Source organism: Paenibacillus periandrae (genome assembly GCF_022458865.1).
GTDB lineage: Bacteria > Bacillota > Bacilli > Paenibacillales > NBRC-103111 > Paenibacillus_S > Paenibacillus_S periandrae.
The window spans coordinates 310,831-325,392 of record NZ_JAJNMU010000001.1; the positions used below are offsets into that span (position 1 = coordinate 310,831).

18 protein-coding genes are annotated in these 14,562 nt (G+C 46.6%); 2 read left to right on the plus strand and 16 right to left on the minus strand.

The window, feature by feature from the left end; genetic code table 11:
• Position 1 precedes the first annotated feature (1 nt).
• The 10 genes from xseB to LRL21_RS01550 all read right to left on the minus strand — a co-directional run bounded on the left by xseB (position 2) and on the right by LRL21_RS01550 (position 8,512).
• The gene (xseB, locus tag LRL21_RS01505; RefSeq protein WP_240413979.1) at positions 2-256 is read right to left on the minus strand and encodes an exodeoxyribonuclease VII small subunit; all 255 of its coding nucleotides are present in this window, start codon (positions 254-256) and stop codon (positions 2-4) included.
• The gene (gene xseA / locus LRL21_RS01510) at positions 231-1,607 is read right to left on the minus strand and encodes an exodeoxyribonuclease VII large subunit (protein ID WP_240413980.1); all 1,377 of its coding nucleotides are present in this window, start codon (positions 1,605-1,607) and stop codon (positions 231-233) included. The genes xseB and xseA overlap by 26 nt, the downstream gene beginning before the upstream one ends.
• Positions 1,608-1,611: 4 nt before the next feature.
• Positions 1,612-2,478, minus strand: a complete 867-nt coding sequence (folD, locus tag LRL21_RS01515) for a bifunctional methylenetetrahydrofolate dehydrogenase/methenyltetrahydrofolate cyclohydrolase FolD (protein ID WP_240413981.1) — start codon at positions 2,476-2,478, stop codon at positions 1,612-1,614.
• 23 nt (positions 2,479-2,501) lie between these two features.
• Complete coding sequence (gene nusB / locus LRL21_RS01520; protein ID WP_240413982.1) at positions 2,502-2,954, minus strand: transcription antitermination factor NusB; 453 nt, start codon at positions 2,952-2,954, stop codon at positions 2,502-2,504.
• A gap of 102 nt (positions 2,955-3,056) precedes the next feature.
• On the minus strand, positions 3,057-3,296 hold the full coding sequence (locus LRL21_RS01525) for a DUF2273 domain-containing protein (protein ID WP_240413983.1): 240 nt from the start codon (positions 3,294-3,296) through the stop codon (positions 3,057-3,059).
• Positions 3,297-3,310: 14 nt separating this feature from the next.
• A complete protein-coding gene (amaP, locus tag LRL21_RS01530; protein ID WP_240413984.1) occupies positions 3,311-3,871 on the minus strand; it encodes an alkaline shock response membrane anchor protein AmaP in 561 nt (186 codons plus the stop codon).
• Positions 3,872-3,960: 89 nt separating this feature from the next.
• Positions 3,961-4,371 (minus strand): Asp23/Gls24 family envelope stress response protein, encoded by a 411-nt coding sequence (locus LRL21_RS01535; protein WP_240413986.1) that lies wholly within the window; start codon positions 4,369-4,371, stop codon positions 3,961-3,963.
• 138 nt (positions 4,372-4,509) lie between these two features.
• Complete coding sequence (accC, locus tag LRL21_RS01540; RefSeq protein ID WP_240413987.1) at positions 4,510-5,868, minus strand: acetyl-CoA carboxylase biotin carboxylase subunit; 1,359 nt, start codon at positions 5,866-5,868, stop codon at positions 4,510-4,512.
• Positions 5,869-5,928: 60 nt separating this feature from the next.
• On the minus strand, positions 5,929-6,435 hold the full coding sequence (gene accB / locus LRL21_RS01545) for an acetyl-CoA carboxylase biotin carboxyl carrier protein (RefSeq protein ID WP_240413990.1): 507 nt from the start codon (positions 6,433-6,435) through the stop codon (positions 5,929-5,931).
• 82 nt (positions 6,436-6,517) lie between these two features.
• Positions 6,518-8,512, minus strand: coding sequence for a sensor histidine kinase (locus LRL21_RS01550; protein WP_240413992.1), 1,995 nt, complete (start codon positions 8,510-8,512; stop codon positions 6,518-6,520).
• A 125-nt stretch (positions 8,513-8,637) separates the two neighbouring features.
• Between LRL21_RS01550 and LRL21_RS01555 the strand changes: the two genes are divergently transcribed.
• On the plus strand, positions 8,638-9,324 hold the full coding sequence (locus LRL21_RS01555; protein WP_240413993.1) for a response regulator transcription factor: 687 nt from the start codon (positions 8,638-8,640) through the stop codon (positions 9,322-9,324).
• Positions 9,325-9,468: 144 nt separating this feature from the next.
• Positions 9,469-9,705 (plus strand): hypothetical protein, encoded by a 237-nt coding sequence (locus LRL21_RS01560; RefSeq protein WP_240413994.1) that lies wholly within the window; start codon positions 9,469-9,471, stop codon positions 9,703-9,705.
• Between the two features lie 173 nt (positions 9,706-9,878).
• On the opposite strand, the gene LRL21_RS01565 is transcribed toward LRL21_RS01560, so the two are convergent.
• The 6 genes from LRL21_RS01565 to spoIIIAC all read right to left on the minus strand — a co-directional run bounded on the left by LRL21_RS01565 (position 9,879) and on the right by spoIIIAC (position 14,542).
• A complete protein-coding gene (locus LRL21_RS01565; RefSeq protein ID WP_240413995.1) occupies positions 9,879-10,817 on the minus strand; it encodes a SpoIIIAH-like family protein in 939 nt (312 codons plus the stop codon).
• 195 nt (positions 10,818-11,012) lie between these two features.
• The gene (spoIIIAG, locus tag LRL21_RS01570; protein ID WP_240413996.1) at positions 11,013-11,645 is read right to left on the minus strand and encodes a stage III sporulation protein AG; all 633 of its coding nucleotides are present in this window, start codon (positions 11,643-11,645) and stop codon (positions 11,013-11,015) included.
• Positions 11,646-11,715: 70 nt separating this feature from the next.
• Positions 11,716-12,579: a stage III sporulation protein AF gene (spoIIIAF, locus tag LRL21_RS01575; RefSeq protein ID WP_240413997.1), complete on the minus strand. Its 864-nt coding sequence runs from the start codon at positions 12,577-12,579 to the stop codon at positions 11,716-11,718.
• A gap of 39 nt (positions 12,580-12,618) precedes the next feature.
• Positions 12,619-13,830, minus strand: a complete 1,212-nt coding sequence (gene spoIIIAE / locus LRL21_RS01580) for a stage III sporulation protein AE (RefSeq protein ID WP_420832418.1) — start codon at positions 13,828-13,830, stop codon at positions 12,619-12,621.
• A 108-nt stretch (positions 13,831-13,938) separates the two neighbouring features.
• Positions 13,939-14,328 carry a stage III sporulation protein AD gene (gene spoIIIAD, locus LRL21_RS01585; RefSeq protein WP_240413998.1) on the minus strand — a complete coding sequence of 130 codons (390 nt, stop codon included), beginning with the start codon at positions 14,326-14,328 and terminating at the stop codon, positions 13,939-13,941.
• 10 nt (positions 14,329-14,338) lie between these two features.
• Positions 14,339-14,542 carry a stage III sporulation protein AC gene (gene spoIIIAC, locus LRL21_RS01590; protein WP_076227891.1) on the minus strand — a complete coding sequence of 68 codons (204 nt, stop codon included), beginning with the start codon at positions 14,540-14,542 and terminating at the stop codon, positions 14,339-14,341.
• Positions 14,543-14,562: the final 20 nt, after the last annotated feature.

A 14,562-nucleotide genomic window follows, 5' to 3' on the forward strand; every position in this document is an offset into this window, starting at 1 on the left:
ATTAAGCTCCACCCTTTTCGTCTGTGCCTGGATTGAAAGGTTTTTTGACCAATCCGCCCTCTTGCTCCATCAAAATTTCGATCTTGTGCTCTACCTGCTCCAGCTTGCTTCCGCACAATTGGGACAGCTTCATACCTTCTTGAAACAATTCAATCGCTTGCTCCAAGGGAACATCTCCACTCTCGAGAAGTGCTACGATCTGCTCCAATTTATCCATCGCCTCCTCAAAGCTAGGCGTCGTTTCCTGTTTTGACATTTTCTTTTCCCTCCATTGACCATACATGGCAATCTACTTGCCCATCCGTCAATCTAAGCTTCAGTACATCGCCGATCTGTACCTGCTGGATGGATTTGATAAGCTGCTTTTGATTTTCATCGTAAACAAGACTGTAGCCCCGCTGCATGACCTTTAATGGACTAAGCGCATCCAGCTGACGGATAGCACTGACCAACTCCTGCCGCTTTTGGCTTTTGGCCGTCTGAATCGCTTGCCGCAATTGGCGCACGATTGAGCCCAGACGACGCTTCGCAAACAGAACCTGCTCCTTCGGATTGTACGAAGACAGCAGCTTGTCCAGCTTAAGCTGACGCTCCTGCAGCTTGGTCAGACGTCTGCGCATTTTGTAAGCAAGCTGCTCCTTCGTCCGATCCAACCGTTCCATTGGCTGCACGAGCAGCTGTCTGCGTGGATTCAAAAATACCGGTGACCGCCGTGCCCTGCGCAAACGTTCTCGCCCTCGCTCCAGCTGATTGGATAATCCGCCGTGAAGCCTTTGATTATAATAGCTGAGCTGCTGCCTGAGCTCTAAATGGTGAGGAACCGCCAGCTCTGCTGCCGCTGTTGGTGTTGCTGCTCTGAGATCAGCAACAAAGTCGGCAATTGTGAAATCCGTCTCATGACCTACTGCGGATATAATCGGTATCTGTGATGCATAAATCGATCGGGCTACTGCCTCCTCGTTAAATGCCCAAAGCTCCTCCAGGGAGCCTCCGCCTCTACCAACGATCATGACATCGACTTCATTTCTTGCATTCATCGTCTCGATTGCTTTCACAATAGAAGGTGCTGCCTGCGTTCCTTGCACCAGCACTGGATACAGCAGTATAGGCACATTCGGATAGCGCCGTTGAAGCGTAATCATAATATCACGGACTGCCGCCCCTGTCGGCGAAGTAATGACCCCGATCGCTTTTGGAAACCGTGGAATCGATTGCTTCCGTTCAACTGCGAACAGTCCTTCATCCGCCAGCTTTTTCTTCAGCTGCTCAAAAGCCAGATACAGACTTCCGATGCCATCAGGCTGCATTTGAGATACATAGAATTGGTATTGACCATCACGCTCATACACGGAAATATTCCCGCAGGCCAACACCTTCGTGCCTTCACGCGGGATGAATCCAAGTCTCTGGTTGCTGGAGGCAAACATGATGCTTTTCAACCTGCTGTCCGCATCTTTCAATGTAAAGTACATATGACCGCTGGAGTGGTGGGTAAAATTGGAAATTTCCCCGCGGACCCATACGTCCTGCAGGGTATTGTCACTTTCGAGACGCATTTTGATATATCGGTTCAGGTCTTTGATCGAAAGAACTTTTTTTTCTTTCATATGCTTATCCGTTCACTTGGGACTGTAAGGTGCGCGCAGCCGCATCAAGTGTATTTCTCAGTAAAATTGTAATCGTCATTGGTCCTACACAACCCGGAACCGGAGTAATATAGCTCGCTGTATCCAGGACATCATCGAAATCAACATCTCCTGCCAGCTTGCCTGTATCAAGACGATTGATACCGACATCAATAACGATAGCGCCCGGCTTCACATGATGCTTTTTGACCATCTTTGGCTTGCCGACTGCAGCAATTAAAATATCTGCCTGGCGTGTGATTTCTTCCATATTGGCTGTTTTGGAATGGCAAATGGTTACCGTTGCATGCTCTCTGAGCATTAAAATTGCCATCGGCTTGCCTACAATATTGCTTCTTCCAATTACCACTGCATGTTTACCCGCGATATCAACACCAATATGCTTCAATATGGCAATTACACCCGCTGGCGTACAAGGAGCCGGACCTTCCTTGCCAATCATTAAGTTGCCGACATTAACAGGGTGGAAGCAATCTGCATCCTTTTCAACCGCTATCGCTTCAACGATTTTATCCTCGGAAATATGTTTAGGAAGGGGAGACTGCACCAGAATGCCATGAATACGCGGATTGTGGTTCAATTGTTCGATTAATGCCAACACATCAGCCTCCGACGTGCTGCCCGCAAGCTTATGAACCTCGGAGTAGATCCCTGCTTCCTCACAAGCTTTAGCTTTATTACGAACATAAACCTGAGAAGCGGGGTCTTCACCCACGATAATAACAGCAAGTCCGGGCTGCACACCCTTGGCTGTCAAACTGGCGACTTCCTCTTTAATTTGCGCACGGTAGGTGCTTACGATTTCTTTTCCGTTAATGACTTGTGCGGACATGATTTGTCCCCTTTCCTGAATGTTTATTCATGCTTGCTTTTGATTTCATCCAGTTCCTTGATCATTTTGCCCAGCACCCCATTGACGAACTTGCCGGACTCCTCCGTGCCAAAATGCTTGGACAATTCAATCGCTTCATTAACAACAACCTTGGGCGGAACATCATCACGGTATAGCATCTCGTAAGAAGCTAATCGTAAGATTTCACGGTCTACACGGGAAAGCCTGTCCATCTTCCAGCCCTTTAAATAGTCTTTAAGCAGCTCATCAATGCTCTCCTTATGGGCAAGCGTCCCATCGACAAGCTCCTTGATTTCCTCTTCAGCGATGATATCCTTCGTTTTGATCAATTCAGATTCATCATCGTTTTGTGCTTCTTCAACAACATGAGCGATCGCTTCAATCACGCTCACCGTGTTCATTTCAACCTGATACAGGCTTTGGAGAGCTAGCTCTCTTGCCAATCTTCTTCTCATCCGTTTTAATTCCTTTCTTAAAGGCTTCCTGAGGGAAGCTCGCTTCATAGACAGCTACTTCGTAACATCAAACAAAAAAATCCTTGGCAAGAACCAGGGATTTCATCTAAACAATCTCCATTTGTCCATGATCCAGCGCCACGTCGTTTCAACAGGAATGGCGGGCTCTCCCCGCTCTACACGATTCCCTATATGATAACAAGTATATACGATTAGGGTGAAAATTAACATATCCCACAATCCGCAAATTAAATAGATGAGTCCCAAAAGTACGCCACCGACTGACCCCAGGGTTTTCCCGCGATGCCGTTCCCACAGCAGTTCCCACAGCCCATTCCACATGGAAGAACCCACCTCTACTCTACCCGACTTTTAAATGTAGGTGTTGATTGTTGAATATTGGCGATAAATACGGTGACAACCGCAACCGGAATCCCCGTTATTTCCTCGATATGCTTTTTAACCCCTGCTTGCATTTCTTCGGTCAACTGCGGAATTGAGGTTTCCCCGTCTACGAGCGCCCTGATGATAATTTCCAGACCAGCGGGACTTACCTTCACCCGAGCCTTTAAATCCTTCACACCGCGTGTACGCTGTGCTGCCTTCAAAGATAGATTTTCGACCGTTTCCATCGAGATTCGAATATCTCCAAATTCGGTACGTTGATCTATGGATGGCACTACCGCACTGCTTCGCGGCAAGGATACTATCAGCAAACGAATACTGATCAGCATAGTCACGACTGTCAAGGATATAAAGGTTACTGCCGTATGCAAATCAAAGTATACGTCACGTGCAAAATTAACAGCTTTATCGAAAGGAATCCAACCCAAAGCACACAATAACACCGAGCAGCCTACGATCAGAACAACGACGCTGAGTACGAAGAGAAGCAGTCTATCTATCACTTTTACCACAAAACCGGACTCCTTCCGAATGAGAGCAAACCCCCTTGCAGCTTGAAGGGGGTTTTCAAAATCGTTTTTTTCACCATTTCACAGCTGTATTACTTAACTCGATGTGGAACAACTTCTGTCTCTTCCACTTTTTCCACTGTTTTAAAAATAACATCATGAATGTGTACATTAACTTCCTTAACACTCAGGCCTGTCATGGATTCGATAGCATTCTTGACATTGTTCTGCACACCGGAAGCTACTTCAGGGATACGTGTACCAAATTCGATAACGATGGATACATCAACTGCTGCTTCACGCTGTCCCACTTCAACCTTAACGCCTTTGGATAAATTTTTGCGACCAAGCAGTTCGGCAATACCGCCTGCAAAACCGCCGCTCATTCCTGCAACACCAGGAACTTCAATCGTAGCCATACCAGCTATGATCTCAATTACTTCCGGAGCTATCTGGATCGTTCCCATTTCTGTTTTTTCGTAATCCGCAGCAATCATTGACATGATTTGAGTGCCTCCTAATTTTATAATCCGATTCCCAAGCGTCTATTTCTTCGATCTCTCTATATGTATGCGCGAAGTTTGCAAACTTGTCTTACCCCATACTATAACATCATCATATAGCCATGACAAATAAAAGCTTTACGATTCAGGGTCGTTCACGTCATGATCTTCAAGAAATTTGATGTCAAAATCCCCGGAAATAAATTTGTGGTGCTCCAGCAGCTTCAAATGAAACGGGATCGTCGAGTTAATGCCTTCAATCGTAAATTCAGCTAACGCACGCTTCATGCGCTGAATCGCTTCATCACGGTCTCTTCCCCAAACGATCAGCTTGGCAATCATCGAATCGTAGTGTGGAGAAATCGTATATCCCGGATACGCAGCGCTGTCCACCCTGACTCCAAACCCGCCAGGCGGCAAATAAAATTGAATTTGTCCGGCGGAAGGCATGAAGTTACGAGTTGAATCCTCGGCATTAATACGGCATTCAATCGCCCAGCCTTCGATTCTAACCTCATCTTGTGTGAAGGATAATGGGTCCCCTTCAGCAATCCGGATCATCTCTTTAATAATATCTATACGGGTGATCATCTCCGTTACCGGATGCTCTACCTGAATACGCGTATTCATTTCCATAAAATAAAACTGGCCATCAGCCCCGAGTAGGAATTCCAGCGTTCCGGCTCCTGAATAATTCACAGCCTTGGCAGCACGAACAGCAGCTTCACCCATCCGCACACGCACTTCTTCAGTCAAAATCGGACAAGGCGCTTCCTCAACGAGCTTTTGTCGTCTACGCTGAACCGAGCAATCCCGCTCGCCCAAATGGACTACATTACCATGCTTGTCTGCCAATATTTGAATTTCAACATGCTTCATTCCGGTCAAATACTTTTCCAGGTACACACCAGCGTTACCAAAAGCCTTTTGAGCTTCCTGCTGGGCATTTGTAATTTGACTAATCAGCATTTCTTCATCATCGGCAATACGAATTCCTTTGCCTCCGCCACCCGCTGTTGCTTTAATGATGACCGGATATCCAATTTCCTTGGCGATCCTGAGCGCATCGTCCAAATCCTCAACAAGACCATCAGAGCCAGGAATAATCGGAACATCCGCCTGCTTCATCGTAAGTTTGGCTACTGCTTTATCCCCCATTCGATTGATCGCATCTGGCGAAGGACCGATAAAGGTGATGTTGCAGCTCTCACAAATCTCGGCAAAATCGGCGTTTTCAGCCAAAAATCCATAACCCGGATGAATCGCATCGGTTTCAGTCAAAGTCGCCACGCTCATGATATTGGTCAAATTCAGATAGCTGTCCTTGGATAAAGTGGGGCCGATACAGTAGGCCTCGTCTGCTAGCCTAACGTGCAGCGATTCCCGATCCGCTTCCGAATATACAGCAACAGTCGATATACCAAGCTCATGACAAGCACGAATAATTCGCACGGCAATTTCGCCGCGGTTGGCAATTAAAATTTTTTGAAACTTCATTCCAATCTCCTCCTACAAGTTTTCCGAAGGAAAACTGACTTCATAAGCGTACGCGTTTCGTTACTCAGGCTTTACAAGGAACAAGGGTTGGCCGTACTCTACCAATTGGCCATTCTCTACCAGTATCTCCACAATTTCACCTTTGATTTCTGCTTCAATCTCATTCATCAGCTTCATCGCTTCAATGATGCAGACTACGGATTTTTCTTTAACCTGGCTGCCTTTATTTACATAATCAGCAGCGCCTGGTGAGGAGGCTGCATAGAACGTGCCGACCATGGGAGAAACAATTTTATGTAAGTTCGCGTTCGCCGCAGGCGCTATCACACCCTCCACCACGGGGTTATGACCTTCTGCCGGGGCATGGATTACCGTTTGTGGTAAAGATTGTTGAGGTGCTAAATGTTGAAATGAGTGCTGCGCTGGTGATGATGCAAATACAACAGATTCTGTTTTGGTAGGTTTGCGAATCAGCAAACGAGAGCCTTCATTTTCAATTTCCAATTCCTGCAGGGAACTTTGATCGATTAATTTAATTAATTCTTTAATTTCGCTAAGTTTAAACACTAGATTCACTCCTTCAACGATGGTGAAACAATAACGTTGCTATTATACCACAATCCCTTAACAAAGAAAGAGTTTCCTCTGATTAGGGCATAAGGGGAAGCGATATCACAAATTGGATGGTCCCTTTATCAGGCTGAACGACATGAATCCGTCCCCCATGCAAGCGGACGATTTCACTGCAAACCGCTAACCCGATGCCTCTCCCCCCCACTTCCGGAACCTGTTGATAGAAACGGTCAAACATGCGGTCAAGTGTCTCATCTGTCAGTGCAGCAACCTCATTTTTAAAAATAATTTCCAGCCACGCTTCCTTGTTCTCATAAGACAAACTAACATGGCCTGCCGGCAGAGCATATTTAAGCATGTTGGAGGCGATATTATCGAACACTCGTTCCATTAAAAACAAATCTACCTTTACCATCAGCGCGTCTGCTTCAAACAAATCATCCAACGCTTTGTGCGACCACATGAAACCGCCTCCGCGTATGATCGGCTCGGTCCTTTTATAAAGAAACCTCAGCAAGTCCTCGGAGCTCATCAGCGCGGGTTGAAAATTCATTTCGTTTTCCTGCAGCCGTGCCAAGTCATTCAGATTCTGTGCCAGCCGTACCGCCCATTCGGATTGCTGCCCGATAAGCTCCAGATGATGGAGGCCATCCTGCTGAACATGGGCCTGCAGAAGCGTCGATTGTTGTCGAATCAGTGCAATCGGTGCATTCAAGTCGTGTGCGATATTATGCAACAAGCGAGAATTGGACCTATGCGATTCAGTGAGCTGTCGTGAGCGCTGCATAACCTTTTGTTCCAGCTGCTCATTGGACTCTGCTAGGCGCAGGGTGAGTGCCACAGATTCCTGCTTAAGATGAATGTAACGCCGGACGGTAACCGCCATCTGCGTGAGTAAATAGATAAAAAAGCCGGTGTTGATCAGACCTTCTGATGTAAATGGAATACACAGGTAATAAAAAGAATCACTCAATACAGCAAAAAATGCTATAATTCCCGCTATCGCTCCAGAACGTGCCCCAAGGCGACGCTGCTTGACCGCCCTTGCATACACAATACATGAAGCATACAAAAGCGTGCATGTAATCATTACCGTAAATACAGTCAGCCATTGCGTGAAAACAATCGGTGGTGTCAGCAAAACAAATACAGCAAACATTCCAAAAATTATATAAAGGAACTTCAGTACATATCTGGAAAAAAGCTCAGGGAAGATCGAACTCAGGTATTGATTGAGAGCAAGAACGGCTGCTATCTCAATCCAATATTCCAGCTTTGCCTGCCATTCCCACAGCAGATCCGGAAAAAAGGAAATGACCAGCACTTCACCAAATAAAAATGTCCGCAGGCCGAGCGAAATCGATAGCAGGCCAAGAAACAAGGTTGAACGCTCTGATATGTATAACGAAGCAAATACTAAATAAAACAAGCCCATCATCAATAAGGCGCCCGCACTCATGAGATCTCTAACCAAGGGAGGAAGTGAATCTGCTTGAATCGCCCGTTGGCTCCCAATATAAATTTCACTCCAAATCCCGCCTTTGCGCTGGGCAAAATTGGATACCTGTATATCCATTTGCAGGCTGCTGCTCTCCGGCACGAAGTAAACGTATTCAGGGGCTTCGTAGGGAACAGTTGTTGAGGCCGTTGTCCCTACCGTACCCAGCTCCTTTAAAAGTCGACCATTGATCCACAAGCGATAGGCTGAGGAAATCTGCTTCATATTTAAGCCAATTGTCTGCCCCACATCGTCAGGATGCAGTCGGATTTGTAATCGATACGTTCCGAATTGACGGTCCCATTCCTTACCTCCGATGTATGGATTAAATTCCCAGCTGGCAGGAACCTCCAAATACCCAGTGTTCGCCTCCGGCCAGCTTTGCCCAGGGTCAACCAGCCTTTCAGGAGCGAATTGCCAATCACCATACAACATATAGGAACGATTAGCACCTGACAATGAAAGCTCACTGAAGTCAGCCACTCCCTTGTTCACGCGAGGAATTAACTTCTCATTGGAACATCCCGTGAGCATAATAACCCATACAAACATGATCACGACCAAGATTCTCAACTATGTCCTCCTTCAATTAACAAGCATGCTTGAAAATTTACAGCTGTTTCCTATATTACATGATACAATAACTTTGCATAGATTAAAAAGGAGAGCTGCATCCAGAAGGATCAAGCGCAAATACCATGATAACCAACACTATTAAAGTCCTGCTCGCCGAGGATCATTCACTGGTTCGCAGCAGTCTGCAGGAAATCCTGCAAATGAATTCGAAGTATGAGATTATAGCCTCAGTCGCGAGCAGTGAAGAAGCTCTGAGTGCTCTCCAGAACAGCACTATGTTGCCGGAGCTTTGTATTCTGGATATTCAAATGCCGGATATGGATGGAATTGAATGCACTAAGGCGATCAGAGAGCTGTATCCTCAAATGAAAATTATTTTGCTGACAGCTTATGATGATGATATTTACATGGAAGAGGGTACCATTGCCAGAATCAACGGGTATCTGCTCAAAGACATGAATGTCGAATCCTTTTATCGATCGGTCGAAATGGTTATGGAAGGCCAGTTTGTTGCACCAATCAAGCTGATCAACAACATATCCAGCAGAATCACTCAGCTTAAGGAACTTGAAAGAAACACAACCATCAATGATCTGAGCAAGCTGCTATCCAAGTATAGCTCTTCACTTGACGATAAGGAACTGGAAATAGTCAGGCTGATTTGGCAAGGCTGGAGTAACCGGATGATCGCTGAGGATCTGTATATTACCGAAGGCACTGTAAAAAATTATGTATCACGCATGTATCGAAAATTAAGCATCAACACACGTTCTGAGCTTTTACAATTATTAGCTGAAAAGCAGGAGTAATCGCTATTTCAGATTTGGAACAAGCTGTAATCATAATGTAATCCAAATTTAACAATCGTACCCATATATCGACAGCTACTGCAGAATCTCCCTGCTATATTAGTAGTAGGCTTAGCTCAGCTAAGCACAATTGGAGGGATACATATGAGTGAAGTTGAAAACGAAGCGATTGTGGTTGACGAAGAGGCAACAGCTGCAGAAGCACAGGAGGAAGCAGTAGGCGAAGCCGAGGTTGAGGCAGAGGACGTTCAGGCTGAAGCTGAAGAGGAAGAGGCCGTCGAGGAAGAAGAAGCAGATGAGGCGGAGTCTGAGGACGCGGATGGAGAAATTTCCGATTCGGCGGAAGAAGCAGACGATATTGTCACCGAGCCTGTGGAGTAGCACTTATGTATTATTTTTACGCGAAGAGTCCGACGGATCGGACTCTTTTTTTGCAACCGCTTCCTCCAAGCTTCTCAATCGACAAAAATCACAAAGAAGCGGAGGATGTGATCATCCTGTTCCGCTTCTTTGTGGTTTTTCATTGATATCGGATTATATGATTCTGTGGTCTGTTAAGGTACAAATTGTACAACTATTTTATCAGCCGCAACGTTCATTTCCTGCATAACCTTATCGATAATGCTGACTGCCTGGCTTTTTTCCAGCTTATTGCTTTGAACAGTGACCCTCCATTTGCTGGCTTCCTCGGTAATGACGGCTTGCGGGAATTCCTTCATCAATGTGTCTTCCAGGTTGGTGACCTTGGCTTCTTGATCCTGAAGCTTTCTCAGCTCTGCTTCTGCATTCGCTGCGGCTGTGGCGCTCTGCTTCGGATCAGCCAGAATCGTCATCCATTTTTCGGTCAGCTTGGCAAGCTCCTCATTACGTTTTAACCCAAGTCCTGCAAAATAGTCGCTGCCTGACTTCACCTGTGTCATAACCTGCTGCAGCACTTTAGCATCCTCTGCACTCACCGCATCGTTGGCTTTGGCAGTAGGCTGTGCAGTAGTTGCACTGGCCTGGGGTGTAGTCTTCGAATCCTTTGCAGCTGCTCCACTGCTTGCTTTAGGATCGGCAGCAGCTGGAGTCGTCGCTTTGGTTGTTGGTGCAGCCGGAGCTGCTGGATTAGCTGTAGGTGCGGCTGGGGTAGTTGGATTCACTGCAGCGTTCGTCCCGGCGCTTGGAGCTGCCGCACTGGATGGCTGCTTAGTATCCACAGCGGCAGGCGTGCCTGATTTGGTATCAGTTTTGGCAGCAGCCTGAGGCGTCGTTTTGGACTCAACCGGCTTGACGTTCAGATCATTGGTGTTGATAACAATTTCCTTGGCAGAAAGTCCAGTTGTGCTGTCCGTTCCTTTGGCTGTACCATTTGTTGGAGTTCCCGTTGTTGAAGCACCTGTTGACGTAAACTCAAGCTTGCTGACGTCTTCTGTAAACAAATAATAAGCAGATAACACGACCATCAGACTGAGCATGGATACCAACCAGATTGTTTGTCTTTTTGAGTTCATTGTTTTGCCTCCTTAGAGTTTTCGTAGAAAACTTACTTCGTAAGCATCTACTATGTTTTTACGCCAGCAAAAACTTACTTCGTAAGCATTACTGAGTTTTCGTAAAAAACTTACTTCGTAAGCATCTACTATGTTTTTGCGCCAGCAAAAACTGGCTTCGCAAGCTTCATCAGGTATTCATAGAAAACCTGATGTTTATTGTTTTCGGGGAAGTATGGAAATGCGGTTGGCCGGAACGTCCAGACCTCTTTCCACGGCCTCGGTCATCATTTTTTTGACAGTCAAATTCTCGGCTCCCTTGGCCACGACAACGACGCCTCTGATTTTGGGCTTGATCGTTTTGGTCACAAGGGGTTGTTTCCCCCCGGATACTTCGTAGATGACCACTTCCCCACTTCGTGTGACATCACTGATATGGCGGGTTGCACCATGCTGATCCTTCTCATTGGTTACCTGCTGAGTATCCTTCGTATTCCGCTCGACAGCAATCTCCTCGGTAGAATCAATCGTTACCAGTACCTCCACCTCACCCACACCGACAATTTTGCTCAACAACTCCTTTAGCTGTGATTGGTAGGCTTCCTCATATTCACGAAAGGTGCTCCGTTCCTTGCTTGAGGAGCCAAATACAGGCTTGGCTGTCTCAGTAGGAGAGGCTCGGCCTTCCCCGATAGGATCCACATCCTTGACCTGAATAAAAGAATTCAGCACCATACACGCCGCTCCCACCAGTCCAAGCAGCAGCAGCCAGCGAAATGTCTGAATGCGTTTGGTTCCATTCGGTCCACCACCGAGCCATTTCTCGATCCATTTCATCAGACTTCCCATCGGTTCCACCTCCCCCCTGCACCCTTCCCTGATTAAATAAAATGCCTGCCGTTCTGCACCAACTTGTGAGCTAACGCTTTTCCCCTGTAACCACTACATCTATACGGTCCTCCTGCACCTGCCATGTCTTGCTAAGCAGCATGCGGATTTGTGATTGCTGCTGCTCATAGCCAGTATTTGAATTCGACTTCTGTCTATTCCCTGAGGAGCCATTAGTGCTTACCGCTTTACTATCTGTCGTCTGTCTCTTGTCCCCTCCTCCCATTGAGGTACTATCGTTCTGACCGCTGACCGCTTCAATCGAGATGTCTACGGGCTTTACAGGCTCCACCTGAAAGGTGTTGACTGTCTGCGCCTGTATCTTGGATGAGACCGACGCCGGTTGATAAGCGACCTGTGCACGGATGCTGCGGATTTGCATCTGTCCATTTGCATCCTTCCCAGTTTCCAGCTTCAAATCTCCTACCTTATAAGCCGGTGTTTGTTCAATATTTTGTTTCATTAAAGTAATGATTTGCTGCTGCATCAGCTTCTGAGATCGCTCCTCCTGCTGTATTTTCAGCGCCTCTGCCTGCTGTTGAATGCTTCCGAGCGACTGCATGCTGCCGGACGCCCCTTGCATCTGTGACGGCTGTAAGGTTTGTCCCGGGCCTCCTGCTTGCGACGCTGGAGATGAAGCCTGGAAAACAGGCAGGGCTGCACCAGATGCCGAATTATTTTGAAAAAGAGATTGTGCCTGGCTCAGCATCAGATCAACAGAGGTCGACTTTTGAAACAATGAAAATAGCGGTTGAAGCAGGGTGAGTAAAATAAAAAGGCTGATGACTGTTTTCACATAACGCTGCATCGTCTGATTCGGCAGCAGGATGTCCACAAAAGTCGCGAGCAGGATCACCATAATGATCGATTTCAACCAATCGGATAACCAGCCCATCCTATTCCCTCCTCTGTCATCCCTATCTGCGTGCGACGATCATCGCATCATCACAGAAAGATTGCCTGCTGCTATAAGCATCGTAATAGCCAGAAAAAACATCAGTCCAACCACAGCCAAGGCAGCAAAAACATAAATCAGGCTTTTTCCTATCGTATCCAGACAAGCAATGATAGGACTATCCCCAAGCGGCTGCATGACAGCTGCTGACAGGTTGTATATCAAGGCTAACGCCATTATTTTCAATGCAGGAAAAGCACACAAAATGAGCAGGATCACCAGTCCGACAAGTCCCACAGCATTCTTGACCAGCAGCGAAGCGCCTATCACCGTCTCCGAGGCATCCGAGAACATTTTACCTACGACAGGCACGAAGTTCCCGGCAATATATTTGGCTGTACGGATCGTGACCCCATCCACGATGGCACTGCCTGCCCCACGAACTGAAATGACTCCGAGAAATACGGTAATAAACACTCCAAGACACCCTACACTTATCGTTCTGAGTAGATTAGCCAGCTGGGTCACCTTGTATTTGTCAGACAGAGAGCTGACGATATGCAGCACAGCTGAAAAGAACAGCAGCGGGAATACAATCAGATAAATGCCCGTCCCGACTGCATGGATCATAAATACGATTAACGGGTGCAGGACAGAAACGGAAACCATATTTCCCATCGAAGCCAGCAGTGTAAGCAGAAGCGGGACAATCGCGATCATAAAATGAATCATCTCGCTGATTGCCGCATTCGCATATCCGATGGCGACCGTAAAGCTGTTCACAGCCATGATCATCAATACCATAAAAATAATCGCATAGGCCACTTTACTTACATTGTTTTTTTCAAAGGAGCTTTGCAGCGTCTCCAGCAGCATGCTGAATATGGATAACACGACGATGGACGCCAGCAGCTTGCCATTATATACGAGCTCATGGAAGAAATAACGAAAAATACCGGACAAGATCGTACTCATCTGAAAATCCTTGGCCCCGGTCAACAGCTCATTAAAGGTTGGTGTCTTGCTGTCCGGAAAATAGCCTCCATACGTTTGCATCAGCTTGGTCCAATACTGCTCAACGGGATCGGTTTGCAGCCTTTCGGCTTCTTCCTTAATAATTTGCTCGACCGGACCAGCGGCTTCAACATGGGCTATGCCTGCTGTACCATTTGTAAAACCTATGCCACCCAGTCCACCTATGAACAAGTACAGGAAGCATATCAGCAGCAGCCAACCCCATTTGATTCCCATTTTATTTGTATCTCCATAAAGGGTAGCTGTAAGCGGTGTGGTGGTGGATCGTTTCCAAGTCTTGTAGGGCATCATTTGCTTCATCTCCTGGAACCATGCGACTTTACGTTAGGCTGGAAGCAGCTTCACGACCGTTTCTATAATGACGGATACGATGGGAATCGCCATTACCATTATTAATACTTTGCCGGATAGCTCGATCTTGGAGGCAATCGATTCCTGACCCGCGTCCCTGACAATTTGGGCACCAAATTCGGCAATGTAGGCGATCCCGATAATTTTGAGAATGGTTTTAAGGAAAATCATATCTATGCTTGCTTTTGTCGCTAAATCCTCCAGTACTTGAATGACCGTTGATATTTTGCCGATAAGAAACAAAAAGATGGTGATTCCCGTAAACGCGACGATCAGAAAAGCAAACATCGGCTTTTGTTCCTTGATGATCAGAACGAGAACGGTGGCGAACAGGCTCAGGCCCACTATTTGAATGATCTCCAAGACGATTCACCTACTGGAATAAGAAAATAGTTTTGATTTCCTTGAACAGGCTGTCCAGCATTCTGACAACCATAAACAGCACAACGACAAATCCGATTAATGTCACCCAATGCGCCATATCTTCCTTGCCCATTTGCTTCAGTACGGTGTGAATCATCGCGATAATAATTCCGATTCCGGCTATCTGAAATATCGCACTTACGTCAACGTTCATTCACGGCACCTCACCTCTAA

Bases quoted from the DNA above. Each gene is read 5' to 3' on its own strand.
- LRL21_RS01565 (WP_240413995.1), bottom strand. From the start codon at position 10,817: ATGAACTCAAAAAGACAAACAATCTGGTTGGTATCCATGCTCAGTCTG.
- LRL21_RS01535 (WP_240413986.1), bottom strand. From the start codon at position 4,371: ATGTCAATGATTGCTGCGGATTACGAAAAAACAGAAATGGGAACGATC.
- spoIIIAE (WP_420832418.1), bottom strand. From the start codon at position 13,830: ATGGGAATCAAATGGGGTTGGCTGCTGCTGATATGCTTCCTGTACTTG.
- xseA (WP_240413980.1), bottom strand. From the start codon at position 1,607: ATGAAAGAAAAAAAAGTTCTTTCGATCAAAGACCTGAACCGATATATC.
- LRL21_RS01560 (WP_240413994.1), top strand. From the start codon at position 9,469: ATGAGTGAAGTTGAAAACGAAGCGATTGTGGTTGACGAAGAGGCAACA.
- spoIIIAG (WP_240413996.1), bottom strand. From the start codon at position 11,645: ATGGGAAGTCTGATGAAATGGATCGAGAAATGGCTCGGTGGTGGACCG.
- accC (WP_240413987.1), bottom strand. From the start codon at position 5,868: ATGAAGTTTCAAAAAATTTTAATTGCCAACCGCGGCGAAATTGCCGTG.
- nusB (WP_240413982.1), bottom strand. From the start codon at position 2,954: ATGAGAAGAAGATTGGCAAGAGAGCTAGCTCTCCAAAGCCTGTATCAG.
- spoIIIAF (WP_240413997.1), bottom strand. From the start codon at position 12,579: ATGGGCTGGTTATCCGATTGGTTGAAATCGATCATTATGGTGATCCTG.
- xseB (WP_240413979.1), bottom strand. From the start codon at position 256: ATGTCAAAACAGGAAACGACGCCTAGCTTTGAGGAGGCGATGGATAAA.
- folD (WP_240413981.1), bottom strand. From the start codon at position 2,478: ATGTCCGCACAAGTCATTAACGGAAAAGAAATCGTAAGCACCTACCGT.
- spoIIIAC (WP_076227891.1), bottom strand. From the start codon at position 14,542: ATGAACGTTGACGTAAGTGCGATATTTCAGATAGCCGGAATCGGAATT.
- LRL21_RS01525 (WP_240413983.1), bottom strand. From the start codon at position 3,296: ATGTGGAATGGGCTGTGGGAACTGCTGTGGGAACGGCATCGCGGGAAA.
- LRL21_RS01555 (WP_240413993.1), top strand. From the start codon at position 8,638: ATGATAACCAACACTATTAAAGTCCTGCTCGCCGAGGATCATTCACTG.